Below are 25822 nucleotides of genomic sequence, written 5' to 3'. Positions count from 1 at the left end.
CTTTTTTAAACAAAAAGTCAAAAAAATAGTACAAGCATCAAAATCAGCGGGTTAATTATAGTATTTTGTGTATAACACTATAAATCATACCGTTACAAATTGATATATGCAAGTACGATGTTAACGTAAAAAAAGAGGAAAGGGTTGCAAAAAAGTTAATAAATAACAGTTATATAACCGTTATTTATTAACCTGCTTACAGTATTGCTCAATAGCCATCGTCATGGACGGGGCTGCCGGTGATGGTGCCGGTATATCTAAAATAAGGCCCGCATCGAGCACTGCTTTGTGGGTAGTAGCGCCAAAAGCGGCTATGCGGGTATTGTTTTGCTTAAAATCAGGAAAGTTTTTATACAGCGATTGGATGCTTGACGGGCTGAAAAAGGCGATCACATCGTAAAATACCTCGGCCAGGTCAGACAGGTCACTGCATACGGTACGGAATAATACCGCGGGTGTAAAGTTGTAGCCATTTTCCAGCAAAAATTTCTGTGTTTCTTCGGCAGCTACGTCCGAGCATGGGTACAGAAACTTTTCGCCCGAATGCTTTTTCAATACCTCAGCCAGGTCAGAAGCGGTTTGCTTGCCAAAAAATATCTTGCGTTTACGATACTGAATATATTTTTGCAGGTAAAGCGCAATGGTTTCAGACAGGCAGAAGTACTTCATATCAACAGGTACCTCAAAGCGCATCTCCTCGCAAATACGAAAAAAGTGATCGGCCGAGTTACGGCTGGTAAAAATCACCGCGGTAAAATCAGCCAGGTTTATTTTCTCTTTACGAAAATCCTTAGCCGGTACGCCCTCAACGTGGATGAACGATCTGAAATCAATTTTCAGATTGAGTTTTTTAGCCAGCTCGGCGTATGGATTTTTATCATTTTCGGGTTTTGGCAAGGTCACCAAAATGCTTTTAACCCTTTTTTTTCTGTCTTCCAAAGTCAATCTCCGTAATAACTAACTAATTATACTATATATTAAGTGCCTTTATCAAAATTAAAATAGGGCAAATTTCGAGGGCACAAAGATAGATAAATAAATAAAATTTTGGAAACTTAAAGCTTGAAATAATAATTACGCTGTTACGAAGGTACAACCAAATTAAAATTACGCCGGCAATAACCAACGCCATTAATAATACTAATTGTGTTAACTGCGGATTAATTAAAGTTAAACTAACCACTATCGGTAAAAATAAAATGGCAACCGTAAAGTAAGTAAGGCATAAAATAGTGATGTAGCGTTCAACCACCTCTTTTATAGCAAAAACCCAACCCAAAAACTTAAGCAGGATTATTTTAAAGGCAAACAGTAATAATACCGCCATTGATAATGAAAAGTACAAGGCCATACCTGCCAACTGGTAATAAACCTGGTAGTGTACCGATAGCTGGTATAAAAAAAGGCCAAACGTAAAACCCAGCAATATAAGCAGGCCCGTAAACGTCCAGAAACTGATGGGGGTGCCTTCATCGTTTTGTGAAAATAGCTGCACTTTAAATGCCGATCTTAATATGGTATCCACATCGCGGCCAATGGTAAGCCGCAGCAAACCCGTATATAATAACAGTGCCACTACAACGCCAATTACCCAGCGTGCACGTACAGCACGGCCAATGCCCGTGCCCGCCGTTGCTTTTGATGCCGGCTTAATATCCCAAAAACCGTAGCCTTTGTAAAGGTACTTATCCAGCATTTGTTCAACAAACTGGTTGCGGCGCTCAGGGTCGGGTGTTTTGATGTAGAGCATGGCCAGTGAGTCTGACACGGCCTGCTCCTGCACCTTTGCCGCCATGGCTACCGAGTCGAGCATGTGCATCTGGCGCGGAGCTTCGTAATAACCGGTATCAGCTTCGGGTATCAGCTCAGTTTCGGTACTGTCGGTTTGCGCGAAAGCGGTACCGCATAGCGTGGTTAAAAAAAATAATATGGCGAGTGATCGTATCAAAACTGGCACAAAGGTAGCGTTTAGCGGGCTAAATGTTAATGACGGTGAATTAACTTTTATTTGCCTGCCAATCGGTACTTTTGCAAATTCAATGGCCGGAATTTATCTACATATACCTTTTTGTAAAAAAGCGTGTTATTACTGCGATTTTCATTTCAGTACCTCGCTAAAATATAAGGATGAGCTTTTGCAGGCCATGCTTAACGAGTTGGAACTGCAAAAGAGTTATTTAGCGGGCGAAACCGTTGAAACCATTTATTTTGGCGGTGGCACGCCATCGCTGCTTAGCGATGCCGAACTTAATAAGTTGCTTGATGCCGTTACACGCCTGCATACTGTATCCTCAGATGCTGAGATTACACTCGAAGCCAATCCGGATGATCTGGACAGAACTAAAATAAGTGAGTTAAGGCACACTCCTGTTAACCGTTTCAGTATCGGTATACAATCCTTTTTTGATGATGACCTGCGCTGGATGAACCGTGCCCACGAGGCCCGGGAGGCCGAAGCATCGGTAATGCGGGCGCAGGATGCCGGGTTTGAAAACATCACGGTCGACCTGATTTATGGTTATCCTTTACTTACCGATACAAAGTGGAAGCAAAACATCGAAAAGGTTTTCGGGCTGAATGTTCCGCATGTATCAGCCTATTCCATGACGGTGGAGCCTCAAACCACTTTGGCATCTTTTATCAGCAACAAAAAACAGCCCCCCATGAACGAGCAGCAAAGCGCCGCCCAGTTCACCTACCTGATAGATGCCATGGAAAAGCAGGGCTTTGAACAGTACGAAATATCAAACTTTTGCAAGCCCATGCATTACTCGCGCCATAACTCAAATTACTGGCTGGGGGTTAAGTATCTGGGTATTGGCCCATCGGCGCACTCATTTAACGGCGAAGCAAGGCAATGGAATGTGGCCAATAACGCTAAATACATACAATCGCTGGAATTGGGTAGCATACCTGCCGAAACCGAAGTGCTTACAGAAAAGGACCGGCTGAACGAGTACATCATGACCGCGCTGCGCACAATGTGGGGGCTTGATATGGGCAAGCTAAACCTGATTGCCGCAGGGGCTGCCGATGAATTGCTTACCCGCACAGGCGAGTTTTTTGATAAGGAATGGCTCAAACAAAAGGAGCAGACCCTGTACCTTACCCCGGCAGGAAAGCTGTATGCCGATCATGTCGCTTCAGAGTTATTCTTTTAATCGTTACTCTGTTTTGGAGTTGTAATAAGTAATTGATTTTCAGCTTATTGATGTTGTTTTTGCATTGCCCGCAATCCATAGTAGTACAAGTGGGCGTACATTGATAAATAACATCTATTAAAATGAAAAAATTATTAATCGCGGCGTTTGCATTAGCAGCTATTGCAATTACGCCTAAAGCTTACGCTCAAACCAAAATGGTTGGCGGTGCGGCCATGTACCCAACCAAGGATATTGTAGATAATGCCGTTAACTCTAAAGACCATACCACGCTTGTTGCCGCTGTTAAAGCCGCAGGTTTGGTTGAAACTTTAAAAGGTAAAGGCCCTTTCACCGTATTTGCCCCAACTAACGAGGCATTTAACAAACTGCCTGCCGGTACTGTTGATAACCTGGTTAAGCCCGAAAACAAAGCCACGCTTACCAAAATATTAACATATCACGTAGTTGCCGGTAAAATGAGCGCTAAGGATTTAATGGCCAAAGCAAAATCAGCCAACCCAACTTTAACAACCGTTCAGGGCGAAAAGCTTACTGTTAAAGTTGAAGCCGGTAAAGTTTACCTGGTTGACGCAAAAGGAGGAAAATCATGGGTAACTATTGCTGATGTTAACCAAAGCAATGGCGTTATCCACGTAGTGAACACTGTTTTAATGCCTTAACTAACCAAATATAAACGTTGTTAAGGGTCGGCATTTTTGCCGGCCCTTTTTGTTGTGCATACGTCAAAAACTACCTTCATAAATATGTGTTGTATGTAAATTAATTAAATTTGTTTGTTAATTATTTGTGAACATGGGCATTATACTAACCCAAATTGATAAGGTTGATAGTATTACTAAACAGGATTTTATTAACAACTATTTAATACCTCGTAAACCATTAGTTATTCGTAACGCAACCCAAACATGGCCTGCCTTGCAAAAGTGGACGTTTGATTATTTAAAAGAAGTTGTAGGCGACAAAACGGTGCCGCTTTATGATAGCTCGAAGGCTGATCCGTCGGCACCCATCAATGCTTCGGCGGCTGAAATGAAATTTGCCGATTATATTGACCTGATACAAAAACAACCTACTGACCTGCGTATCTTTTTGTTCGACCCGATAAAATACGCGCCGAAACTGCTGGATGATTACCGTTCACCGTCTGACCTGATGGGTGGCTTTCTGGATAAATACCCTAATATGTTTTTTGGCGGCGCGGGCTCAATCACCTTTTTGCATTACGATATTGACCTGGCGCATATTTTTCATACCCATTTTCATGGGCGCAAGCATATAATGCTGTTTGAGCAAAAGTGGAGCGAGCGTTTATACTGTATGCCATTTGCTACCTACGCGCTTGAAGATTACGATATTTCAAATCCCGACTTTAAGAAATTCCCGGCGCTGGATGGTATTGAGGGGCAGGAAACCATACTGGAACACGGCGAAACCCTGTTTATGCCTACCGGTTTCTGGCATTGGATGAAGTACCTTGATGGTTCGTTCTCCATATCGCTGCGTGCCTGGGATAAATCATGGGCTATTAAGGCGCATAGCTTATACAATTTAACCATACAGCGCAAGTTTGATGATTTTATGAAAGGCCGCTTTAAAAAACGCTATATGGACTGGAAGGAAGATATGGCTGTAAAACGGGCTAATAAAGCGTTAGCTAATGGTAAGCCTGTTTAATTTTTTAAACAAAATTGTTGTAATGGGGGTGTCATTTAAAGGTGATATCCCCTTTATTTTTTCGGAATTAACCATTTGATAATATAAATAGACTAATTTTATACGATCCGGGCAAAACATTTTATCCGGTTTTTTGTATGGGATTCAAACTTTCAGGTGTAGATACGGTGGAGCATATTTCTGCCGCCGATTTTAAAAAGAATTATCTTGATGCCCGCCGTCCGCTGGTAATAAAAGGCTTAACAAAAAGCTGGCCCGCCCGCGAAAAATGGACAGCCGAATACATGAAGGAGATTGTAGGCAGCAAAACGGTGCCGCTTTACGATAACTCCAAGGCCGATCCGGCCAAACCGATCAATACTTCGGCAGCAGTAATGCCCTTTAACGAGTATATCGATCTGATCAAATCGCAGCCAACCGAACTGCGTATCTTCTTTTTTAACATTTTTAAGCACGCCCCGCAACTGCTGGATGATATTGTATTACCAAAGGACCTTATGGGTGGTTTTATTGAAAGCATGCCGGCCATGTTCTTCGGTGGCTCTAATTCGGTTACCTTTTTGCATTATGATATTGACTTGCCGCACATTTTCCATACCCATTTTGGCGGCCGCAAACATGTAATACTGTTTGAGAATAAGTGGAAAGAGCGTTTGTATTGTTTACCCAATGCTACCTATGCCTTAGAGGATTATGATGTAGCTAACCCGGATATTGCAAAATTCCCGGCTTTGGATGGCGTTGAAGGGCAGGAGGTTTTCCTGGAGCATGGCGATACGCTGTTTATGCCAACCGGTTACTGGCATTGGATGAAGTACCTGGACGGATCATTCTCACTAAGCCTGCGCGCCTGGGATGCCTCAATAAGCCGGAAGGCTGCCAGTGTGTACAACCTTGCTGTAAAGGGCGGACTGGACAGTGTTTTAAAAATGGCCTTTAAAGAAAAATATGCCAAATACCGCGAAGGTGTAGCCATTAAACGTGCCGAGCGTGCACTTGCTGATGGCTTGCCGCTTTAATAAGGCTCAATATAGGATAATTGAAAGGCAAACGCCTATAAAACATAGCCCGGTTATGATCTGTCCTGATTTTTCAGCGCTCATCATAACCGGGTCTTTTTTATTGAAGTCGGCACTCCATAATTCTTTTATGGAGTATAATTTTTTACCGGGCTTAAATAGTTGCCTTAATGCACCCCAAAAATAAAGCACACATACCCCGGTAAAGCGCACGCTGCCAATTAACACATCACGAAGTAGAAAATAGAAAATGAATTCGAATAAAAACTGCCCCATGATGTTATGATGAATGATCGCATACGATCAGCCACTCACCCTTTATTTTCCGGAACCATAATGTAAAATATCCGCCGGGCGCGTCCTTCTCGCGTTTCAGGTTCCAGCCGCCTAAAACAAAGGCATTGGTTTTGTCTATCAGGTTAACTTTTAGTATTTTAAAGGTCAGGAAGCCCATGGCTGCCTTGTCAGGATAGCCGCGTTTGTAATTATCCAGCGTATTTTGCCAGCCGTATGTGGGGCCGCTTTTGCCTACAAAGGTTAATGAGTCTGATTTCCAGTAAGTTTGCATAAAGGTGTCAATATCGCCATTGTTCCAGGCCTCGCGCTGCTTGTCAAGCACCTTTAATATGGCTTGTTTTGGCTGTGCCTGTGTAACAATTACACTTATAAGGAGTATAAATAGGGTCAAAAAATGTTTCATACCCTAAAATAAAACAATTAATTCACATTAACCTTGTAGCTTTGTACCAAATTGGTTTACGGTATGAAAAAACATGTACTTTGTTTTGGTGAGGTTTTGTGGGATACATTTGCCGATGGTAAGAAAGCCGGCGGCGCACCCATGAATGTAGCCCGCCATTTGGCTCAGCAAAAAGTTGAGGTTTCCTTTGCCAGCCGTATCGGCAATGATCAGTCAGGAAAGGAATTAACCAAGTTTTTAAAAGACAACGAACTTTACGGTACCTGCATACAATACGATAATGAGTTACCTACCTGCGAGGTTACCGTTGAGCTTGATGCCGATAACCAGGCAACATATATTATACCCGAGCCTGTATCGTGGGATAATATTAAAGCCGATAAAGGCTTGCGCAAACATGCTAAAAAAGTATCGGCCATTGTATTTGGCAGCCTGGCATCGCGAGGTAAAACAACCCGCGATACATTGCGTACCTTGCTTGATGAATCGCCGGCGTTAAAAATATTTGATGTTAACCTCCGCGCCCCGCACTTTGAACTTTCAACCATCGAAACACTGGCCGCCAAGGCTGATGTGGTGAAGATGAACGAGGAAGAAGCCATTTTGCTGGTTGGTGCCAAGGATCATGAGAACCTGAAGGAGAGCGTGATCGAGTTTCAAAAGAAATATCATGTTAAAACAATATGTGTAACCCGTGGCGGTAAGGGCGCTATGGTACTGCACGATGAAAAGTTTTACGAACATCCCGGTTTTAAGGTAGAGGTTGAAGATACCGTAGGTGCCGGCGATGCCTTTTTAGCCACCTTTATTAAAGGTTTGTTAAAGGAAAAGCCAATGGCACAGGTATTGGAAAAAGCCTGCGCGGTAGGTGCGTATGTAACCACCAGGCGAGGTGCAAACCCCGAGTATACCAAGGATCAGATAAGGGCGATACGCGCGGCACTGTCAGAAGTAAAATAGCCGCCATTGTCATTCCTGTTCCACAAAACCGGGGTACTTAAACTTTTCAGGAAAATTATCCGTTAATTTAAGTTCAAGGAAAGGACAAATATGCGTGGTTATGGTTTTTCACAGTTTATACCCCGGCAGGTACCCAAGGGCGGTTTTGACGAACTGCTAAAATTATTCCTTGAACTGCTCAATTATACATCAGGCGATGCCGAAGAAGCATTAGCCTGGCTTAACGAGCTCGATAAGCAATACAACATCACCAATGACGAATATGGCATGGGTGATTTTATTGACGAATTGAAGGATCGCGGTTATTTAAACGAGGACGGCAAAAGCGGCCAATTCAGCATCACCGCAAAAACAGAACAGAGCATACGCCAGTCGGCATTAGAGGAAATATTCGGCAAGCTAAAAAAATCAGGCAAGGGTAATCACCGCTCACCCCAGTCGGGCCAGGGCGATGAGAAGAATGCCGAACGCCGGGAGTTTGAGTTTGGCGACAGCCTGGACCAGATCGACATAACGCAGAGCATCCACAATGCCCAGGTTAACCACGGCATTGGCGATTTTATGATGACCGAGCGCGACCTGGAAGTAGAGGAGATGGATTACAAAACCCTAACCTCTACCGTGCTGATGATCGATATATCACACTCCATGATACTTTATGGAGAGGACAGGATAACCCCGGCAAAAAAAGTGGCTATGGCACTGGCCGAGCTCATCCGTACCAAATACCCTAAGGATACATTGGATATTGTAGTGTTTGGCAACGATGCCTGGCCGATTAATTTGCAGGATTTGCCGTATTTGCAGGTTGGCCCGTACCACACAAATACCTATGCGGGTTTGCAGTTAGCTACCGATATTCTTCGCCGCCGCAAAACACATAATAAACAAATATTTATGATAACCGACGGTAAGCCCACTTGTTTAAAAGAAGGCACCCGTTATTATAAAAACAGCATCGGCCTCGACCGTAAGGTGGTGAACAAAACGCTGAACATGGCCGCGCAATGCAAGCGCTTAAAAATACCGATCACCACGTTCATGATCGCTAAGGACCCGTATCTGCAACAGTTCGTTCGCCAGTTTACTGAAACTAACGGCGGTAAGGCATTTTACAGCTCGTTAAATGGTTTGGGTGAATACATATTTGAAGATTACATCAGGAACAGAAGAAGAACGGTGCGATAACATTTAGTCGGAAAGATGGAGAAGTCCGGAAGTCCGAAAGAATAAAATTATTAAACAAAAACATCCGGACTTTCGGTCTTTACCGACTTCCGGACTAACAAACACCATGAGTAACAAACTACTTGAAATAAAAACACTTGGCCAGCTAAAGCAAACGGATTACCGCAGCCGCTCGGTTAAGGATGAGTTGAGAACCAATTTAATAACGCAGCTACAAAAAAGTGAGGACGGCTTTCAGGGTATTATAGGTTTTGAGGATACGGTGATACCTGACCTGCAAACAGCTATTTTGTCACGCCATAACATATTGTTGCTGGGCTTACGCGGGCAGGCCAAAACCCGTATTGCGCGTTTGCTGGTTAATTTACTTGATGAGTATACCCCATATATTGAAGGATCGGAATTATTTGATGATCCGCTGAACCCGATATCTTGGTTTGGGCATAGCATCGTTACCGAAAAGGGCGACGATACGCCGATTGCCTGGCTGCACCGCTCAGAACGTTATACCGAAAAACTGGCTACGCCTGATGTTACCGTGGCTGACCTGATCGGCGATGTTGACCCCATCAAGGCCGCAACCATGAAGCTTACCTATTCGGATGAGCGTGTAATTCACTTCGGTTTGATCCCTCGTGCGCACCGTGGCATATTCGTAATTAACGAGCTGCCCGATTTACAGGCACGCATCCAGGTATCGCTGTTCAACATCCTGCAGGAGAAAGATATACAGATACGCGGTTTTAAGCTGCGCCTGCCGCTTGATCTGCAGTTTGTGTTCACCGCTAACCCGGAGGATTACACCAACCGTGGTTCGATAGTAACGCCACTTAAAGACCGTATAGAAAGCCAGATACTGACGCACTATCCGCGTTCTGTCGAGATATCACGAAAGATCACCCAGCAGGAAGCGCTGCTTACCTCAGAGCAAAAAACAGCTATTGAGGCCGACGGACTGGTGAAGGATTTGGTAGAACAGATCGCTTTTGAGGCACGTAACTCCGAGTATATCGATAAAAAATCAGGCGTGTCTGCACGTTTAACCATATCGGCGTATGAAAACCTGATCAGCAATGCCGAGCGCCGCATGATTATCAACCGCGAAGCCAGCACGTTTGTGCGCATCACCGACTTTTTGGGCGTTATTCCGGCCATTACGGGTAAAATAGAGCTGGTTTACGAGGGTGAGTTGGAAGGCCCCGCTAAGGTGGCTAACCTGTTGATCGGCAAAGCTATCAAAACCCTGCTGGTACAGTTTTTCCCTGACCCGGAGAAAGCCAAAAAATCAAAGTCGCCTAACCCATATGCCGAGATTGTGAACTGGTTTGGCAATGGCAATACCATAGCGCTCCTTGATAACCTGGCCGCTGCCGAGTACAAAAAATTATTGAACGATGTGCCGGGCTTAAAGGCCTTTGTAAAACAATTCCACCCAAGGCTGAGCGAAAACCAGCAGTTGCTGCTGATGGAGTTTGTGCTGCATGGTTTGGCCGAGTTTTCGCAATTGAACAAAGGTTTTCTGGATAATGGCTTCGCCTTTTCGGACATGTTCAACAGTTTGTTTAATTTGCAGCCCGACGACGAGGACGATGATTTAGACCTTGACGACGATAGGTATAACAATTAACATGCAAGCAAAGATCCTGACCATCACTTTAATTAGTTTAATACTTTTAGCAGCCGATATATATGTAATAAGCGGCATAAGGGGAGCATTCCCTAAATGGCGGTTTGTACAAAAAAAGAGTTTTACCACCATTTTTTTAACCCTGTCTGTACTGCTTATTATAGCGCTGTATGTTGGGGTTTACATAAAAATAAACGTTGGCGTGCGTGCCGCGCTGATGCTGGTGTTTTTTTTACAGGCTATTGTTAAGGCAGTATTTGTACTGTTTATTTTTATGGATGATATCAGGCGTTTCATTAAACGCTTGTTCATTCGCAATAAAATGCAACCGGAGCCGGTACTCGCGCCCGTTACTGAACCGGAGAATAAGTTACCTGCCATCCCCCGCTCAGAATTTTTGATGAAAGCCGGTTTGTTAGCCGGTATGGTGCCGCTGGCTGCCATGGGCTATTCATCCATGACGAGCGTGTACGATTACCAGGTACGCCGCCGAAAGTTATACCTGCCTAACCTGCCTAAAAAGTTTGATGGCTTGCTGTTAGGCCAGATCTCCGACATCCACTCCGGTAGCTTTTACAAAAAGAAAGCTGTGGCCGGCGGTGTGGATATGTTGCTTGCCGAAAAACCCGACCTGATATTTTTTACCGGCGACCTGGTGAATGACATAGCGCCTGAGATGCGCGATTACCAGGATATATTCAGCAAGGTAAAAGCGCCGTTAGGCGTGTTTTCTACGCTGGGTAACCATGATTATGGAGATTACGCCTGGTGGCCGGATGCCGCGGCGAAAAAAAGGAACCTTGACGATTTGAAAGCCACCCACAAAAATATGGGCTGGGATTTGCTGATGAACACACACCGCCGTTTAAAGGTTGATGGTGAGGAAATAGGTATTTTAGGTATTGAAAACTGGGCGGCTATCAGCCGTTTCCCGCGCTATGGCCGCATGGATCTGGCTACAAAAGATACCGATGACCTGCCGGTAAAACTCCTGCTCTCGCATGATCCGTCGCACTGGCGCGCCGAGGTATTGCCTAAGTATCCGCAGATAGATGCCATGTTTTCCGGCCATACACACGGTATGCAATTCGGCGTACGTACTGATGATTTTCAATGGAGCCCGATAAAGTATGTATATAACGAATGGGCAGGCCATTATCACGAAAATCATCAGCAACTATATGTAAATGTGGGCTACGGCTTTATTGGTTATACCGGGCGTATTGGTATTTTGCCCGAGATAACGATATTTGAATTAAAAGCCGGGCACGATCCGAACCCTGCGTGGATATAAAAACGCCACCGGCTGTACAACCTGAATGAAAAAACTGCTGCAGCCGGTGCTCAACTTTTTGCTTTTCAGCAATGTGTTTATGGCTTTGTGTGCCGTGGCGCAAGCGCTGGTTACTTTCCATTTAATTGATGCCAAACCAGTTTACCCGGTACTGGCATTGCTTTTCACCTCAACCCTCGGCATCTATAACTTCTGCATCCTGATAACCCGGCCTAAAGTGCCCCTTAAATCGCCGTATTTGCGGGTGAGGTGGTTCTTTAGTCATTACAGGCTAATGGTGTCATTCACCATTATATGCCTGCTGTCGCTCATTCCGCTGTTTTTTATGGTAACGCTGCCATCAAAAATTTTATTGGTTTTTATGGGTGCTTTATCTGTACTGTACGGGCTGCCATTATTTACGCTTGGTTCGCAAAAATTTGGTTTACGCAATATACCCGGCTTAAAAGCCATACTCATCATAGTGGTTTGGGTAGCCAGTTGTGTGCTGCTGCCGGTATTAGAAGCACAGGGCAGGCACTTGGCAGAAATATCACTGCGCGATACGGTTATACTTGCCGCGAAGCGATTCTTATTTATCGGCGCTTTAACCGTACCGTTTGATATCCGCGACCTGTTTCAGGACAGGCAGTCCGGCTTAAAAACCATCCCTGTAGTTTGGGGTGAAAAAAAAGCTTACCTGTTTTGCCAGTTCCTGTTGGCGGGTTATATACTGCTGTTGTTCATGTTCAGGCATAACGGCTTCAATGCCGACTTTTTCGGGCTTACGCTAACCGCCCTGCTTACAGGGTGGCTGATATTTAAATCAACCTGGGAGAAAAACGAATACTATTATTTCTTTTATCTCGATGGCGTGCTGATACTGCAATATGTAATTGTGCTGGCTTTTAGTGTGTTGAGAACCTATGGCAGCTAACTATAACAAAACAGCCTGGTTTTATGATAGCCTTGCCCGGCTGGTGTTTGGCAGCGCCCTAAAAAATTCACAAAGGCACCTGTTGCCCCTTATACCAAAAAATGCCCGTGTGTTGATTGTAGGCGGCGGAACCGGCCAAACCCTTGAAGATTTAGCTGCAATTCAAAACGATGGTCTGCACATCACCTTTGTCGAAATATCCGCCAACATGACGGCCCTCGCCCAAAAGCGTAACGCAGATAGTAACAGCGTAACTTTTATTGTGGATGCAATAGAGCAAGTACAGTTAGCTTCTAACTTTGATGTTATAATAACAGGCTTTTTATTTGATAACTATACTGATGCTGATCTGCCCGTCACCTTTAATCATATCCACCAATCCTTAAAACCCGGCGGCCTATGGTTAAATACCGATTTTCAACTAACGGGCAAATGGTGGCAGCCGCTGTTGCTAAAAACTATGTACACTTTTTTCAGGATGTTCAGCCCGATCCCGGTAAGTAAGTTGCCTGATGTAAAAAGGGTTTTTGCCTCACATGGATATAACGCTATAGCAAGCGCAACTTTTTATGGTGATTTTATATTGACCAGGGCTTATAAAAAGCCTGTCAATCACTAATCAATTCGATAAACCCAACAACGTCATTGCGAACGGTAGTGACGCAATCTCTTTAGGATATTTGAATGATTAGCTTAAAGAGGTTGCGTCGTATATTTCATTACCTGTCCTAAATTTCTTTTGAGCGATCAAAAGAAACAAAAATCGCCGGCTTTTTAATTTTCTATTAAAGGCAGTGAATTATCAGTGCTACCCGAAAATTAAGAGGCCGGAATTATAGGTTATGAGTAGTTTATGCTTTTTTCTGAATAAATAAAAAAAGAGTAGGCCTGCCGGAAAACCGGGCCAGGAGTATGGCCCGTGCGGATGAAGGTTTTTTCCGGCTTGATGTTTGGTTACTTTGCATCTAAGGTAAAGTAACTGGGCTCTGCGCCCAAGAGCAGACTAACAATGGTAAAAGCACAACCTCTGAAATAAAGCACAAAAGCTTAATAGAGCAACGTTCATTACCTGCCCTAAATTTCTTTTGAGCGATCAAAAGAAACAAACTTAGCGTTAGCGATATCATGAGCTCAACTAAAAACAAAATAACAGCGAATAAATCGCCGGCTTTTTAATTTTCTATGAGAGGTAGTGCTTCAACCTGCTACCCGAAAATTAAGAGGCCGGAGGATTAGAGCATTTACGGTTTGTGCTTTGGTTTTATTTTATAAATCACGTCATTGCGAGGTGCGAAGCAATCTCTTTAGGAAAATTCAGTATAATAGTTTGGATGCAATAACTATTTACTCCTCCACATTGCCAGTAACAGCCTCAGCATTTTCAGGCAATTTCGGTGCAAAGTAAGTGAGTATCGCTTTGGCTTGTTTCAGGTTAACTACTTCCATCAGTTCCTCTTGCTTGGCCTCTCGTATCTTTTTAACCGACTTAAAGTATTTCAGCAATTTCTCGGCGGTGGTTTTGCCTATGCCTTCTATCAGTTCCAGCTCGGTAGCTAAAGTGCCTTTGTCTCGCTTTTTGCGGTGGAAGGTGATGCCAAAGCGGTGTGCCTCGTCACGCAGTTGCTGAATCACTTTCAGCGTTTCTGATTTTTTGTCGAGATATAAAGGGTACTGATCGCCAGGGTAATATAGTTCTTCCAACCGCTTGGCAATGCCGATAACAGTAACCTGCTTTTCAATGCTCAGCAATTTCAAGCTTTTCATAGCTGAAGATAGCTGGCCTTTGCCCCCGTCAATAATGATTAGCTGCGGCAGCTCGGTGCCTTCGTCCAGCATGCGGCGGTAACGGCGGTGCACGGCTTCCTCCATAGTGGCAAAGTCGTTCGGGCCTTCAACCGTTTTTACGTTAAAGTGCCGGTAATCTTTTTTAGACGGCCTGCCATCCCTGAACACCACAATGGCTGATACCGGGTATTTACCCTGAAAGTTAGAGTTATCAAAACACTCAATATGGCGCGGCAACTGGTTCATCCGCAAATCCTTCATCATTTGCGTAAGCAGGCGCTCGGTGCGTACTTCGGGGTTTAGCTTTTCGTACTGATCTATTTTTTCGCGCTTAAAAAACTGAACATTCTTTTGCGAGAGGTCGAGCAACTTCTTCTTCTCGCCCAGCTTTGGTACGGTAAACTTAATGCTGGCATCTTCCAAATGCACATCAAACGGAACAATAATCTCCTTTGAATGACTGTTATACCGGCTCCTGAACTCAAATATAGCCAGGGTCAACAATTCCTCATCGCTCTCGTCCAGTCGTTTTTTTAGTTCGATGGTTTGCGTTTGGATGATGGTGCCGTTCATCACCTTTAAAAAGTTAACAAAGGCATATTTTTCTTCGGATGCGATGCTGAACACATCCACATCCGTAATAGAGGAGTTTACAACCGTTGATTTGCTCTGGTATTTCTCCAGCAGATCGTACTTGCGTTTTAGTTTGTGCGCCAGTTCAAAGTTCATATCGGCAACTGCGGCATCCATTTCGGCTTTCATTTCGCGTACCACGTTGCTTATTTTGCCGTTCAGTATGTCTTTTATTTCCTCGATGCTGTTATCGTAATCATCCTCACTCTGGTAATTCTGGCAGGGGCCTTTACAATTACCTAATTGGTACTCAAGGCAAACTTTGAATTTTCCCTTGTCAATGTTCTCGCGCGTTAGGGCGAGGTTGCAGGTACGCAGGGGGTAAGTTTCGCGGATCAGATCCAGTATGGTATGCATCATGCTTACCGAGGCATAGGGGCCAAGGTATTTTGAGCCGTCGCGAACTATGCGCCGGGTCCAGAAGATGCGCGGAAAATTCTCATTTTTGATAATGATCCATGGGTAGGTCTTATCATCCTTCAGCATCACGTTGTAGCGCGGCTGATGTTTCTTGATCATGCTGTTCTCCAGCAGCCAGGCATCTACCTCGGTATCAACAATAGTAAAGGTGATGTTGCGTATTTTTGATACCAGCACGCGCGTTTTGGCATTCACGTTCAAATCCTTATTAAAATAGGATGTAACGCGGTTGCGCAAGTCCTTGGCCTTGCCGATGTATATCAGTTCGTTCTCACTGTCCCAAAACTGGTATACGCCCGGCCGGTGTGGTATGTTCTTTAATGCTGCCCTGTAATCAAATCGCTCCATTAGCCCCCTAACCCCCAAAGGGGGAATAAGATAAATATATTGTTAACGCAAAAAAGCTGTGTTTGATGCAAAAATATGAAATCGGGGACTAAAATTCCAGCTTGTCCTCCACCTCGGTATTCTGCTGTTGTTGCTGATGATAGGCATTACAGTCGAGCGTTATACCCACCCCTGATTTTGGCGGATCAAAGTCGACATTCTTTTTAATGCCCAAAGCCTGGTTAGCATAAACCTTTTGCATGTACAGCGCGAATATAGGCAGCGCGGTATTGGCACCCTCGCCCAGGTTAGTTGAGCGGAAGTGTATATCACGGTCTTCGCAGCCTGTCCATACGCCGGTAACCAATTGCGGCGTTACGCCGATGAACCAGCCATCAGAGTTTGATTGCGTGGTGCCTGTTTTACCGCCGATAGGGTTGGTCAGTTTATATTTTGAGCGCAAGCGCCAGCCGGTACCCTCATCAACCACACCTTTCAGCATATAGGTCATTACGTAGGCGGTTTGCTCATTAAGCGCCTGGCGTACGTTGGCATGGTGGTCATACAATACGTTGCCGTTCTTGTCCTCAATACGCAGTAAAAAGGTTGGCTCAGTCCATACTCCATGATTAGCGAATGCTGAGTAAGCGCCGGTCATGTCATACACCGAAGCATTGAACGTGCCCAAACAAATGGATGGGTATGGGCCTATATCCGGACTATTAACGCCCATTTTTTTGATCAGATCCATTACCGGCTGAGGTTTAACCTCGTTCATTACATAAGCGGTAATGTAGTTTTGTGAGTTGGCCATCGCTTTGCGTAATGTTAATACACCCGGTATGGTACCGGTTGAGCGTGGTGTCCATGGCTCGCCATAACCTGTTATAGTTACAGGCACATTGGCTACTTCCATACATGGCGAAAAACCGGCCTCAACCGCTACAGCGTAAGTGAACGGCTTGGCGGTTGAACCTACCTGACGGGTACCCATACGCACCTGATCGTACTTAAAATGCTCAAAGTTAGTACCACCCACCCAGGCCTTGATATAGCCTGTGGTCGGGTCCATACTCATCATGGCGTTGCGCAGCATCATTTTATGGTATACAATGGAGTCGATAGGCTTCATCGTAGTATCAATATCACCCTTCCAGGTAAACAGGTTCATTTTGGCCGGGGTGTTAAAATCTTCTTTAATCTCTTCATCTGTCTTTCCGGCCAGCTTCAGCGCCTTGTAACGGTCGCTGCGCTGCATACCCTGCCTTAGCAATAGCTGGAAGTTATTAATGCCTTTCCATAAGCTGCGCCCTTTCCAATGCTCGTTAAACTGGGCCTGCAGGTTGCGCATATATTCCTTTTGCGCCTCTTCGGCATAGCGCTGCATGGTGGCATCAATGGTGGTGTATATCTTTAAGCCATCGCGGTCAAGATCATAAGGTACATCGCCCTCTTTAAATATCGATTTGTCAACCAGTATCTTCTGGATCTCCTTTTTCAATATTGCCCTGAAGTAAGGTGCTGAACCTTCGTTATGGTTAATAGGGTGAAAGGTCAAACCAAGTGGCTTTTGCTTAAATTCTTCTACCTGCCCATCGCTTAAATAACCCATTTGAGCCATGCGGCGCAATACCAGGTTACGGCGGTTAATGGCATTATCCGGATGATTGATGGGCGAGTAGATGCCCGGGCCGTTTACCATACCTACCAGTAATGCCGCCTGATCGGGCGTAAGTTTATCAGGTGTGGTATTGAAATACGTTAAAGCGGCCGATTTTATGCCGAATACATTGTAAGCGCCAAAATCAACCGTGTTCAAATACATGGTGATGATCTCTTCCTTGGTATAATGGCGTTCTATCTTAACGGCGGTTATCCACTCCTGTAGTTTTTGGATGATACGTTTGAACGGGTTGTGCGCGCGCTCAGAGAATAAGTTTAAAGCCAATTGCTGTGTAATGGTACTGCCGCCCTGCTTTTTGCCTATCAGGTTATAAAATATAATGGTAAATGTACGGTTAAAGTCAATACCCGAGTGATCGTAAAAACGGCTGTCCTCGGTAGCTACCAGCGCGTTTATCACATAGGGCGATATCTCTTTATAAGTAACGTTGGTGCGGTTCTGTACAAAATAAGTGCCCAGTATTTGCTTATCTGATGATATAACCTGTGATGCCAGGTTGCTCTTCGGGTTTTCCAGATCGCGGAATGATGGTAACTGCCCGAAAATGCCGAATGCCGTAAGCAGCAGCATAATAACAACAAATGAAAAACAGGCAATTATAAAGCGCCATATATACCAGTTATACCTGCGGGTATCCTGTGGTGAAAGTTTTACGATCATTTTATTTAAAAATTATCCTGGTAATACTCCATATAAGTATTCAGCAGTTTATCGTCGGCTAATTTATCCAGATTTTGCTGCGTTATGATAAAGAAAGTGTATTTATCTTTCGGCACCTTCATTATCTCCGGCATCAAAGGTATAATGTTGCGCGCATATTCCTTAGCCTCGCCAAGCGTATAAAAGCGGCCAACATATATCAATTGGTTATCTCCTGCCTGTTTAAGCTGGTGCCTTATGCGCACACCCTGGTACCTGGTACGGTTAAACTGCCCTACACCAAAACGTGATGAAGCCAAATTATTTGTACGCGAACTTACGCTTATCACAAAATAGTAGTTGGTATTATCGCTCTCATTAAACGGATAAACCTTTGCCGGTTTTACCGGGGTGCTTACGCTATCTGTTTTAGGCTTTTCCGGTTCGGGCTGGTTGGCAATAACAGGTTCGGGCTTCTTTACCGCCGTACTGTCGGCCGGTTTAATAGTTACCGGCTTTTCAACCTTTGGTTTTTCCGCGCGTTTGTCGGCAACTTGTGCAAATTCTGTTACCAAGGGTGCCACATCCTCCGGCGCGAAGGGTATATAATCAGGGTCGCTATCTAAAATTGCGAATTTGCGGGCGGCCATTTCATTACTGTTTGCCTCAATAAATGATAGGTGCTGCCCTACCAGCGGCGTTATAAGCCTGTCGGCCGGGTAGTTATTTACAATGCTGATCAGATCGGTTTTAAACGGAGCAACCTTTACCTGCCTGCCCCGGGCCAGCGCGCGCAGGTATTGCAATTGTGCCGCCAGTTTATTGTTGGGGTATTGCTGCATCAAAGCATCAATCTGCTGCATTACTTCGGTGTATTTGCGTTTGGCATATAAGTCATACACCTCATTATACAGGGCGTTAAAGCTGGCATCGGCATCGTTAATGCGTTTGGCATAATCAGGGTCTAATATCACCTTTGCATAAGGCGAATCGGCAAAGTCCTTCAGCAAGCGGTTTTTGTATTCATCGGCACGGGTTAACTGGTTGGTGCTCGTATAAAGGCGGAATAAACTATAGTAAATGGCAGCCCTGTTCGGGTTGTCCGGAAAGCGTTTCAATATAAGCTCATAAGCGGCGATGGCCTCTTTCGGGTCCTCTATAACATCACGGTAAAAGTTGGCTATCTCAAACAAGGCATTGTATATACGTATGTTTGATTGTGTGATCATCACCGGCGTTACCGGTATGGTTTGCAGCAATTGTTGCCTGTAATCGGCAGTCGCGGTAACGTTTTGTGCTTGCTGCAACTGGTTTTGTACGGCGTTCGGGTTGGCAGTTTGCGAGTTATTTACCGCTAAGTTTGCCGTGCTGCGTTGGCTGCGTCGCCAGTTGTCCTCCAGTTTACGGTTGCCCCAGCGTTGCTTAAAGGTGGCAAAGCCGGCGCCAACCGCCGCGTTATTATAAAAATAGAAGTTGCCGCCTGTTGGGGTGCTTGCTCTCGGGTTTTGCGCATTGCTTATCTCCAGCGGAATAGCCGTTGGTGCCGTTGCCGATTTTGGGTCGGATGATGTAACCTGGCTGCTTAACTGTTGTAGCAGCAGGTAACGGTTAACCATACTGTCAACCATATTGGTGCGGGCGGGTTCGGTAAGGCGTGCCAGCATTTGCAGGGTATCCTCATGAGCTACAATGCTAAGGTTTGCCGTTAGCTGCTGCAGGTTATCTGTTTTTTTGCGGATGGCTAAATACCCCGGATAGGTAGGCGCAAGGTTAGCCAGCGTGCTGTCGTAATAATTTTTGGCATCAGGGTAGTTGGCCTTATCCTTAAAATAAATGTCTGCCAGGCGCAGGTAAGCCAAACCTTTTTGCTGCTGGTTCTGGCTTGAAGCGGCTATTGCCAGGCGGTAATTTTCAACGGCTTTGTCAATATCATGTTCGTTATAATATATCTGGGCAATGTGGTAATATATCTGGTCGGTAAACTCCTTGTTATTGCTGTTGCGCAGCAGGCGCCGCAAGCGGTCAACACGACTGATCTTTACCCCGTCGCGCATATCTTCAATACGTATGCGGTTCAAATCGGCATTAAAGGCCATCTCGAAGGGGGCATTGCTGCGCACTATGCGTGTGTAAGTAGTTACAGCTTCAGTGGGTTTGCTATTCAATTCCTGCAACTGCGCCAAAATAAAGCGCCAGCGTGCCCTGTACTGCGAGTTATTGGCAAACTCAACGGCTTGTACGGCCATGGCTTCGGCATTGGCGTAATCGCGTATATCAATATAATATTGTAACGCCGTAGCGTAAACATCAGCCGTTACATCCTTTTTAGGGTTGATACTGCGCAGAGCGGTATCAATATCGGGTTTAGCTTCTTCGTGCTGGTCCAGCATCATCATGCTGCGGGCCTTCCAAACGCGGGCTTCCTGCAGCAATTCAGGCTTTTCGCGGTACGATCGTAAAACATAATCACAATACTCCTGGCCGTTAAAATATTGCTTGCTCAAATAGTTGGCCTTGCCCAGCAGCAGGTAGGCATCCCCAACATAATTGCTCTGCTCCTTAAAGTTGATGATGTAATTGGCTTTTTCAATTACGGCGGTCAGCTCCTTGTCTTCACTGGCATCGGCAGTGTCGGGGTAAACGCGCAGCAGTTCAGTATAATCATCAATAAAAGCGGCAGCATAGGCCTCTTGCTTTTGGTTGAGCAGTTCGCGTGCGTTAAACAGAATGTTATAATGGGCCGTTAGGTTTTGCAGCTTACGGTTAAAGGGCGTTTTTTTTTCGAGGGAGCAAGCCGCGGCCAGCAATACCGCAAAAAGTACCGGGACTATATATTTTATTGAGGGTGTTTTATACACAGGGAATATAAATGCGAATGCTTTGCTAAAATAAATAAATACTATACACCAATATTAAATAAATTTGTACCATGCCCGATAATCAAACAAACCGGCCCGACCAAATAGGTAAAGGCATGAGCAATTATGCCAAATATACCGGCATTGCGGTGCAAATGATCGTTATTATAGGCGGCATGGCTTACGCGGGCTATAAAATTGACGAGGTTAGCCAACACAAGGTGCAATGGGTAACGGCTGTAATGGCCCTTGCCGGTGTATTTATTTCGCTGTACCTTGTTATAAGGGCCGTAAAAAACTGATATGCTGCGCACCTTAACCTCCTTTATTATTTTTACCGTTTGCCTGGCCATCCCACCCGCGCTGCTGGTGTATACGGGTAACACCAAATGGGTGTTGCCGCAATTTTGGGGCATTTTTGTGTTAATAACTGCCTTAACACTTATGCTGATGATCGCCGTATCATTGATCCAAAAAAGGCATCCTGATATGTATGCGCAAACTTTCCTGATCATGACGGTGGCAAAGATGGTTTTCAGCATGGCGCTGGCGCTTTTTTTTACCATAAAATTTAAGGTTGACAGCGTAGTATTTGTGCTCGATTTCTTTTATGTATATTTCTTGAATACCATCTTTGAAGTTTTGGTTTTGTTACGTAACTTGCGCAACCAAATTTAAAAGTGAAAAACACTCATTTAATGAATTTTAGCCACATTTTGAACTCAAAAAAAACCGCTCTGAGCTTGATTTTAGGCGTTTTTTTGACTTTTTGCGCTTGTAACACTTTTGCGATACAGCACGAGGAGCACGTAAAAGAAGAAAAGAATGCCGAGGAGGAAGCGTTTAATCCAACCACCGCTATCCTTGAGCATATTGGTGATTCTCATTACTGGCATGTACTGGGCGAAACATCAATTCCGCTGCCTGTTATCCTGTTTACTGATAAGGGTACTGAATTCTTTTCGTCGGCCGTTTTTCACCACGGTACCGAAGCTCACCAGGGCCAGTTTTATACTTACAAATTAGTTGAAGACAAAATTAAAGCTGTTGACGCTAACGGCGAGGTTGATAAAGAGGCTTCATCTCACGTATACGATTTTTCAATCACCAAGAATGTGCTGGCCATGTGGATAGCAGGTACACTGATCCTGATCATCTTCATGAGTGTTGCATCATCATACAAAAAACGCGAAGGTAAAGCGCCAAAAGGTTTGCAGTCATTGGTTGAGCCGATCATCATGTTCGTTCGTGATGAGATCGCCAGGCCAAACATCGGTCGTGGCTACCAGCGCTACATGCCTATATTGTTAACCATATTCTTTTTTATATGGATGAACAACCTGTTGGGCCTGGTGCCTTTGTTTCCGGGTGGCGCTAATGTTACCGGTAACATTATGTTCACCTTTGTAATGTCGGCCATTGTAATGCTGGTAGTTAATTTCAGCGCCAACAAATACTACTGGAAACACATCTTTTTACCTGATGTACCGGTTTGGCTGTACCCTATCATGATCCCGGTTGAACTGATTGGTGTTATTTCAAGGCCATTCGCGTTAATGATCCGTTTGTACGCCAACATTTCAGCAGGTCACATCATTGTGTTGAGCTTAATATCATTGATATTCATTTTCAAATCAATTGCTGTTGCGCCGGTATCTATCCTGTTCGTGTTGTTTATGGACGTGCTTGAGTTGCTGGTTGCTTTTCTGCAAGCCTTTATATTCACCATGCTTACCGCGCTGTTTATCGGTACCGCGGTTGAGGATCATCACTAATTAATATCTGCAAACAATTATATAATTATATTTAACTTTTAAAATTTAAAAAACATGACTGGAAGTATTGCTGCATTAGGTGCAGGTTTAGCGGTTATCGGTGCCGGTTTAGGTATCGGTCAGGTTGGTGGCAAAGCCATGGAAGGTATTGCTCGTCAGCCGGAAGCTGCTTCAAAAATCCAAACTGCCATGATCATTGCTGCCGCTCTTATTGAGGGTGTTGCTCTGTTCGGTGTGGTAGTTGCCCTGTTAGGTAAATAATTTTTACCACAAAAAACTATAAAGCCCGGGGCGATTGGCAACGGGCTTTATTAAAAGTTAAAAAGTACTTGAAATCTCTTTTAAATATATAATGGAACAATTATTCGAAGGTTTATTAAATGACCATTTAGGATTTGTGGTTTGGGCAGCGGTTGCCTTTATCCTGTTATTGATATTGCTTGGCAAATTTGCCTGGAAACCAATTATGCAGGCCATTACCGAGCGCGAACGTTCAATTGAGGATGCTTTGCTTAAAGCCGAAGCCGCCAAAGAAGAAATGGCTCGTTTAACTGACGAGAACGAAGCGTTGCTTAAAAAGGCACGTATTGAGCGCGACCTGATACTGCACGAAGCCCGCAAGGTAAAAGAGCAGATGATACATGATGCCCGTGATCTGGCTCAAAAAGAAGGCGCGCGTATGCTGGAGATTGCACGTATTGAGATCAACAATCAAAAAGCTATCGCCCTGGCTGATGTTAAGAACCAGGTAGCTGCCCTTTCGCTTGAAATTGCCGAAAAGGTATTGCGCAAGCAGTTTGAAGATCAGGCAAAACAGGATGAACTGATTGCCGATTTATTAAAAGAAGTTAAGTTGAAGTAATTTCGAATATCGAATATCGAATGTTCAATTTCGAATTTAAGAATAAGTTGGAAATCCAAAATGGAGATAAAGGATAAATCCGAAATTGAAAATTCGAAATCCGAAATATAAAGAACTATGTCAGAACTAACAGTAGCATCCAGGTACGCCAAATCACTCATTGACCTTGCGGAAGAGCAAAACGCGGTTGATGCGGTGAAAACGGATATGGATTTCTTCCTGCAAACATTAAAACAAAATGTTGAGTTGAGCGCAGTGGTAGCTAATCCTATTATTTCGCACAGTAAAAAGACCGCTATTTTAAGCGCTCTTTTTGGTGGCAAGGTAAGCGCGCTTGCCATCGCTTTTTTTAACATCATGGTTAACAAGGGCCGTGGCGAGGTGTTAAAAGCTACTGCTAACGAATATGTAAATCAATATAACGTTAAACGTAATATCATCAAGGCAAAGGTAACCTCAGCTACCCCGCTGTCAGCCGCTAACAGGCAAACGCTTACCCAAGAGGTAGAGCAGGCCAGTGGCAGCAAAGTGATACTGGTAGAGAAGGTTGACCCGGCGCTGATTGGCGGCTTTGTGCTTGCCGTTGGCGACAGGCAGGTTGATACCAGCATTGCCGCCGACCTGAGACGTTTGAAAAAAGATTTTGCTCAAAAGACAGTTTAATATTTACTCAAAAACACCAATAAAAGAAATAAAATGGTAGAGGTAAGACCAGACGAAGTATCAGCCATCCTGCGTCAGCAACTGGCAGGCTTCAAGTCAGAATCCGAACTGGAAGAAGTAGGTACCGTATTGCAGATAGGCGACGGTATTGCCCGTGTTTACGGATTAACAAAAGTACAATCAGGTGAGCTGGTTGAGTTTGACAATGGCCTGCAAGGCATTGTACTTAACCTTGAAGAAGATAACGTGGGTGTGGTATTGTTAGGCTCGTACGAAGGCATTAAAGAAGGTGATACTGTTAAACGTACCAGCAAAATCGCATCTTTAAAAGCAGGCGAAGGCATGCTTGGCCGTGTGGTTGACACCCTGGGTAATCCAATTGACGGTAAAGGCCCTATAACCGGTAAAACTTATGATATGCCATTGGAGCGTAAAGCGCCGGGTGTTATCTACCGTCAGCCGGTAACTGAACCTCTGCAAACCGGTATCAAAGCTATTGATGCGATGATCCCTATCGGTCGTGGTCAGCGTGAGTTGGTTATTGGTGACCGCCAAACAGGTAAAACCGCGGTTTGTATCGATACCATCATCAACCAAAAGGAATTTTATGATGCCGGCCAGCCGGTTATCTGTATATATGTTGCCTGTGGCCAAAAGGCTTCAACCGTTGCAAACATTGTGCGCACGCTTGAAGAGAATGGTGCTATGGCATACTCTATCGTAGTTGCCGCTAACGCTTCGGATTCTGCACCAATGCAGTTCTTCGCGCCATTCGCGGGTGCCGCTATAGGCGAGTACTTCCGTGATACCGGCCGCCCGGCGCTGATCATCTATGATGATTTGTCAAAACAAGCAGTTGCTTACCGTGAGGTATCATTGCTGCTTCGTCGTCCACCGGGCCGTGAGGCTTATCCAGGTGACGTGTTTTACCTGCACAGCCGTTTACTGGAGCGTGCCGCTAAGATCAACTCGAATGATTCAATCGCTAAAGCGATGAATGATTTGCCTGAATCATTAAAAGATGTGGTTAAAGGTGGTGGTTCATTAACCGCGTTGCCTATCATCGAAACACAAGCGGGTGACGTATCAGCATATATCCCTACAAACGTGATCTCGATCACCGATGGCCAGATATTCCTTGAATCAAACCTGTTTAACGCGGGTGTTCGTCCGGCTATTAACGTAGGTATCTCGGTATCACGTGTAGGTGGTAACGCGCAGATCAAATCAATGAAAAAAGTTGCCGGTACCTTAAAACTTGACCAGGCACAATACCGCGAGCTTGAGGCTTTCTCAAAATTCGGTTCAGACCTTGATGCATCAACCAAAAGCGTACTTGATAAAGGTGCCCGTAACGTTGAAATATTAAAGCAAGGCCAGTACTCACCGGTGTCAGTTGAAAAGCAGGTTGCTATTATTTACATCGGTACTAAAAACCTGATGCGCAGCGTGCCTGTAAACAAGATCAAGGAGTTTGAGGCCGAGTACCTGAATCAGCTTGAAGTGCGCCACCCTGAAGTGCTTTCGGCACTTAAAGCAGGTAAGTTTGATGATAAGCTGACCGGTGTACTTGAAACTGTTGCCAAAGAACTGACAGGTAAGTACTAATTAGATGTGCGGATATGCTGATGTGC

24 protein-coding genes are annotated in these 25822 nt (G+C 44.6%); 17 read left to right on the top strand and 7 right to left on the bottom strand.

All coding sequences use genetic code 11. The annotated features are described in order from the left end of the window. Positions 1-180 precede the first annotated feature (180 nt). On the bottom strand, positions 181-945 hold the full coding sequence (locus tag LJ707_RS17945; protein ID WP_228953597.1) for a uroporphyrinogen-III synthase: 765 nt from the start codon (positions 943-945) through the stop codon (positions 181-183). A gap of 25 nt (positions 946-970) precedes the next feature. After that, on the bottom strand, positions 971-1948 hold the full coding sequence (locus tag LJ707_RS17940) for a DUF4271 domain-containing protein (RefSeq protein ID WP_228953595.1): 978 nt from the start codon (positions 1946-1948) through the stop codon (positions 971-973). A gap of 91 nt (positions 1949-2039) precedes the next feature. Here LJ707_RS17940 and hemW point away from each other — a divergent pair, with 91 nt between their 5' ends. The 4 genes from hemW to LJ707_RS17920 all read left to right on the top strand — a co-directional run bounded on the left by hemW (position 2040) and on the right by LJ707_RS17920 (position 5857). Beyond that, positions 2040-3161, top strand: a complete 1122-nt coding sequence (gene hemW, locus LJ707_RS17935) for a radical SAM family heme chaperone HemW (protein ID WP_228953689.1) — start codon at positions 2040-2042, stop codon at positions 3159-3161. 122 nt (positions 3162-3283) lie between these two features. Then, positions 3284-3823, top strand: coding sequence for a fasciclin domain-containing protein (locus tag LJ707_RS17930; protein ID WP_228953593.1), 540 nt, complete (start codon positions 3284-3286; stop codon positions 3821-3823). 133 nt (positions 3824-3956) lie between these two features. Continuing rightward, the gene (locus tag LJ707_RS17925; RefSeq protein ID WP_228953591.1) at positions 3957-4838 is read left to right on the top strand and encodes a cupin-like domain-containing protein; all 882 of its coding nucleotides are present in this window, start codon (positions 3957-3959) and stop codon (positions 4836-4838) included. 137 nt (positions 4839-4975) lie between these two features. Further along, the gene (locus LJ707_RS17920; RefSeq protein ID WP_228953589.1) at positions 4976-5857 is read left to right on the top strand and encodes a cupin-like domain-containing protein; all 882 of its coding nucleotides are present in this window, start codon (positions 4976-4978) and stop codon (positions 5855-5857) included. A gap of 6 nt (positions 5858-5863) precedes the next feature. Here the strand turns inward: LJ707_RS17920 and LJ707_RS17915 are convergent, their stop codons facing one another. After that, on the bottom strand, positions 5864-6133 hold the full coding sequence (locus tag LJ707_RS17915; RefSeq protein ID WP_228953587.1) for a hypothetical protein: 270 nt from the start codon (positions 6131-6133) through the stop codon (positions 5864-5866). Between the two features lie 4 nt (positions 6134-6137). Further along, positions 6138-6557: a DUF4440 domain-containing protein gene (locus LJ707_RS17910; RefSeq protein WP_228953585.1), complete on the bottom strand. Its 420-nt coding sequence runs from the start codon at positions 6555-6557 to the stop codon at positions 6138-6140. Positions 6558-6620: 63 nt separating this feature from the next. Between LJ707_RS17910 and LJ707_RS17905 the strand changes: the two genes are divergently transcribed. The 6 genes from LJ707_RS17905 to LJ707_RS17880 all read left to right on the top strand — a co-directional run bounded on the left by LJ707_RS17905 (position 6621) and on the right by LJ707_RS17880 (position 13161). Further along, positions 6621-7517 carry a carbohydrate kinase gene (locus LJ707_RS17905; protein WP_228953582.1) on the top strand — a complete coding sequence of 299 codons (897 nt, stop codon included), beginning with the start codon at positions 6621-6623 and terminating at the stop codon, positions 7515-7517. A 90-nt stretch (positions 7518-7607) separates the two neighbouring features. Next, a complete protein-coding gene (locus LJ707_RS17900; RefSeq protein ID WP_228953579.1) occupies positions 7608-8705 on the top strand; it encodes a VWA domain-containing protein in 1098 nt (365 codons plus the stop codon). A gap of 106 nt (positions 8706-8811) precedes the next feature. After that, positions 8812-10332 carry a sigma 54-interacting transcriptional regulator gene (locus LJ707_RS17895; protein WP_228953577.1) on the top strand — a complete coding sequence of 507 codons (1521 nt, stop codon included), beginning with the start codon at positions 8812-8814 and terminating at the stop codon, positions 10330-10332. A 1-nt stretch (position 10333) separates the two neighbouring features. Beyond that, entirely contained in the window at positions 10334-11626 is a 1293-nt protein-coding gene (locus tag LJ707_RS17890) for a metallophosphoesterase (protein ID WP_228953575.1), read from the top strand. Positions 11627-11651: 25 nt separating this feature from the next. After that, a complete protein-coding gene (locus LJ707_RS17885; RefSeq protein ID WP_228953573.1) occupies positions 11652-12542 on the top strand; it encodes a hypothetical protein in 891 nt (296 codons plus the stop codon). Beyond that, entirely contained in the window at positions 12532-13161 is a 630-nt protein-coding gene (locus tag LJ707_RS17880) for a class I SAM-dependent methyltransferase (protein ID WP_228953571.1), read from the top strand. Before LJ707_RS17885 ends, LJ707_RS17880 begins: the two co-directional genes overlap by 11 nt. Positions 13162-13886: 725 nt before the next feature. Here LJ707_RS17880 and uvrC read toward each other — a convergent pair. The 3 genes from uvrC to LJ707_RS17865 form a co-directional block, all read right to left on the bottom strand. After that, positions 13887-15728 (bottom strand): excinuclease ABC subunit UvrC, encoded by a 1842-nt coding sequence (uvrC, locus tag LJ707_RS17875; RefSeq protein WP_228953570.1) that lies wholly within the window; start codon positions 15726-15728, stop codon positions 13887-13889. A gap of 88 nt (positions 15729-15816) precedes the next feature. Next, positions 15817-18051, bottom strand: a complete 2235-nt coding sequence (locus tag LJ707_RS17870) for a transglycosylase domain-containing protein (protein ID WP_228953569.1) — start codon at positions 18049-18051, stop codon at positions 15817-15819. A 5-nt stretch (positions 18052-18056) separates the two neighbouring features. Next, entirely contained in the window at positions 18057-20888 is a 2832-nt protein-coding gene (locus tag LJ707_RS17865) for a hypothetical protein (protein ID WP_228953568.1), read from the bottom strand. A 71-nt stretch (positions 20889-20959) separates the two neighbouring features. Between LJ707_RS17865 and LJ707_RS17860 the strand changes: the two genes are divergently transcribed. The 7 genes from LJ707_RS17860 to atpA all read left to right on the top strand — a co-directional run bounded on the left by LJ707_RS17860 (position 20960) and on the right by atpA (position 25796). After that, on the top strand, positions 20960-21190 hold the full coding sequence (locus LJ707_RS17860; protein ID WP_228953566.1) for an AtpZ/AtpI family protein: 231 nt from the start codon (positions 20960-20962) through the stop codon (positions 21188-21190). A 1-nt stretch (position 21191) separates the two neighbouring features. Next, complete coding sequence (locus LJ707_RS17855; RefSeq protein WP_228953564.1) at positions 21192-21566, top strand: hypothetical protein; 375 nt, start codon at positions 21192-21194, stop codon at positions 21564-21566. Between the two features lie 2 nt (positions 21567-21568). Next, positions 21569-22663 (top strand): F0F1 ATP synthase subunit A, encoded by a 1095-nt coding sequence (atpB, locus tag LJ707_RS17850; protein ID WP_370632420.1) that lies wholly within the window; start codon positions 21569-21571, stop codon positions 22661-22663. 54 nt (positions 22664-22717) lie between these two features. Continuing rightward, on the top strand, positions 22718-22924 hold the full coding sequence (atpE, locus tag LJ707_RS17845) for an ATP synthase F0 subunit C (RefSeq protein ID WP_194101808.1): 207 nt from the start codon (positions 22718-22720) through the stop codon (positions 22922-22924). A gap of 91 nt (positions 22925-23015) precedes the next feature. Beyond that, complete coding sequence (gene atpF / locus LJ707_RS17840) at positions 23016-23525, top strand: F0F1 ATP synthase subunit B (RefSeq protein WP_228953562.1); 510 nt, start codon at positions 23016-23018, stop codon at positions 23523-23525. Positions 23526-23642: 117 nt separating this feature from the next. Further along, positions 23643-24188, top strand: a complete 546-nt coding sequence (gene atpH, locus LJ707_RS17835) for an ATP synthase F1 subunit delta (RefSeq protein WP_228953560.1) — start codon at positions 23643-23645, stop codon at positions 24186-24188. Positions 24189-24221: 33 nt separating this feature from the next. After that, positions 24222-25796 carry a F0F1 ATP synthase subunit alpha gene (gene atpA / locus LJ707_RS17830; RefSeq protein WP_228953557.1) on the top strand — a complete coding sequence of 525 codons (1575 nt, stop codon included), beginning with the start codon at positions 24222-24224 and terminating at the stop codon, positions 25794-25796. Positions 25797-25822: the final 26 nt, after the last annotated feature.

Origin of the sequence: Mucilaginibacter sp. UR6-1 (assembly GCF_020880975.1) — a bacterium.
GTDB lineage: Bacteria > Bacteroidota > Bacteroidia > Sphingobacteriales > Sphingobacteriaceae > Mucilaginibacter.
Note: the sequence above shows the minus strand (reverse complement) of the source record. Positions and strands in the feature narration are given on the sequence as shown.

What these genes read in the sequence shown, in the direction of transcription:
- LJ707_RS17890 (WP_228953575.1), top strand. Translation starts at nt 10,334, where the DNA reads ATGCAAGCAAAGATCCTGACCATCACTTTAATTAGTTTAATACTTTTA.
- LJ707_RS17915 (WP_228953587.1), bottom strand. Translation starts at nt 6,133, where the DNA reads ATGGGGCAGTTTTTATTCGAATTCATTTTCTATTTTCTACTTCGTGAT.
- LJ707_RS17900 (WP_228953579.1), top strand. Translation starts at nt 7,608, where the DNA reads ATGCGTGGTTATGGTTTTTCACAGTTTATACCCCGGCAGGTACCCAAG.
- LJ707_RS17860 (WP_228953566.1), top strand. Translation starts at nt 20,960, where the DNA reads ATGCCCGATAATCAAACAAACCGGCCCGACCAAATAGGTAAAGGCATG.
- LJ707_RS17870 (WP_228953569.1), bottom strand. Translation starts at nt 18,051, where the DNA reads ATGATCGTAAAACTTTCACCACAGGATACCCGCAGGTATAACTGGTAT.
- LJ707_RS17920 (WP_228953589.1), top strand. Translation starts at nt 4,976, where the DNA reads ATGGGATTCAAACTTTCAGGTGTAGATACGGTGGAGCATATTTCTGCC.
- LJ707_RS17880 (WP_228953571.1), top strand. Translation starts at nt 12,532, where the DNA reads ATGGCAGCTAACTATAACAAAACAGCCTGGTTTTATGATAGCCTTGCC.
- atpH (WP_228953560.1), top strand. Translation starts at nt 23,643, where the DNA reads ATGTCAGAACTAACAGTAGCATCCAGGTACGCCAAATCACTCATTGAC.
- LJ707_RS17925 (WP_228953591.1), top strand. Translation starts at nt 3,957, where the DNA reads ATGGGCATTATACTAACCCAAATTGATAAGGTTGATAGTATTACTAAA.
- LJ707_RS17855 (WP_228953564.1), top strand. Translation starts at nt 21,192, where the DNA reads ATGCTGCGCACCTTAACCTCCTTTATTATTTTTACCGTTTGCCTGGCC.
- LJ707_RS17930 (WP_228953593.1), top strand. Translation starts at nt 3,284, where the DNA reads ATGAAAAAATTATTAATCGCGGCGTTTGCATTAGCAGCTATTGCAATT.
- LJ707_RS17895 (WP_228953577.1), top strand. Translation starts at nt 8,812, where the DNA reads ATGAGTAACAAACTACTTGAAATAAAAACACTTGGCCAGCTAAAGCAA.
- atpE (WP_194101808.1), top strand. Translation starts at nt 22,718, where the DNA reads ATGACTGGAAGTATTGCTGCATTAGGTGCAGGTTTAGCGGTTATCGGT.
- LJ707_RS17910 (WP_228953585.1), bottom strand. Translation starts at nt 6,557, where the DNA reads ATGAAACATTTTTTGACCCTATTTATACTCCTTATAAGTGTAATTGTT.
- uvrC (WP_228953570.1), bottom strand. Translation starts at nt 15,728, where the DNA reads ATGGAGCGATTTGATTACAGGGCAGCATTAAAGAACATACCACACCGG.
- atpA (WP_228953557.1), top strand. Translation starts at nt 24,222, where the DNA reads ATGGTAGAGGTAAGACCAGACGAAGTATCAGCCATCCTGCGTCAGCAA.
- LJ707_RS17905 (WP_228953582.1), top strand. Translation starts at nt 6,621, where the DNA reads ATGAAAAAACATGTACTTTGTTTTGGTGAGGTTTTGTGGGATACATTT.
- LJ707_RS17885 (WP_228953573.1), top strand. Translation starts at nt 11,652, where the DNA reads ATGAAAAAACTGCTGCAGCCGGTGCTCAACTTTTTGCTTTTCAGCAAT.
- hemW (WP_228953689.1), top strand. Translation starts at nt 2,040, where the DNA reads ATGGCCGGAATTTATCTACATATACCTTTTTGTAAAAAAGCGTGTTAT.
- atpF (WP_228953562.1), top strand. Translation starts at nt 23,016, where the DNA reads ATGGAACAATTATTCGAAGGTTTATTAAATGACCATTTAGGATTTGTG.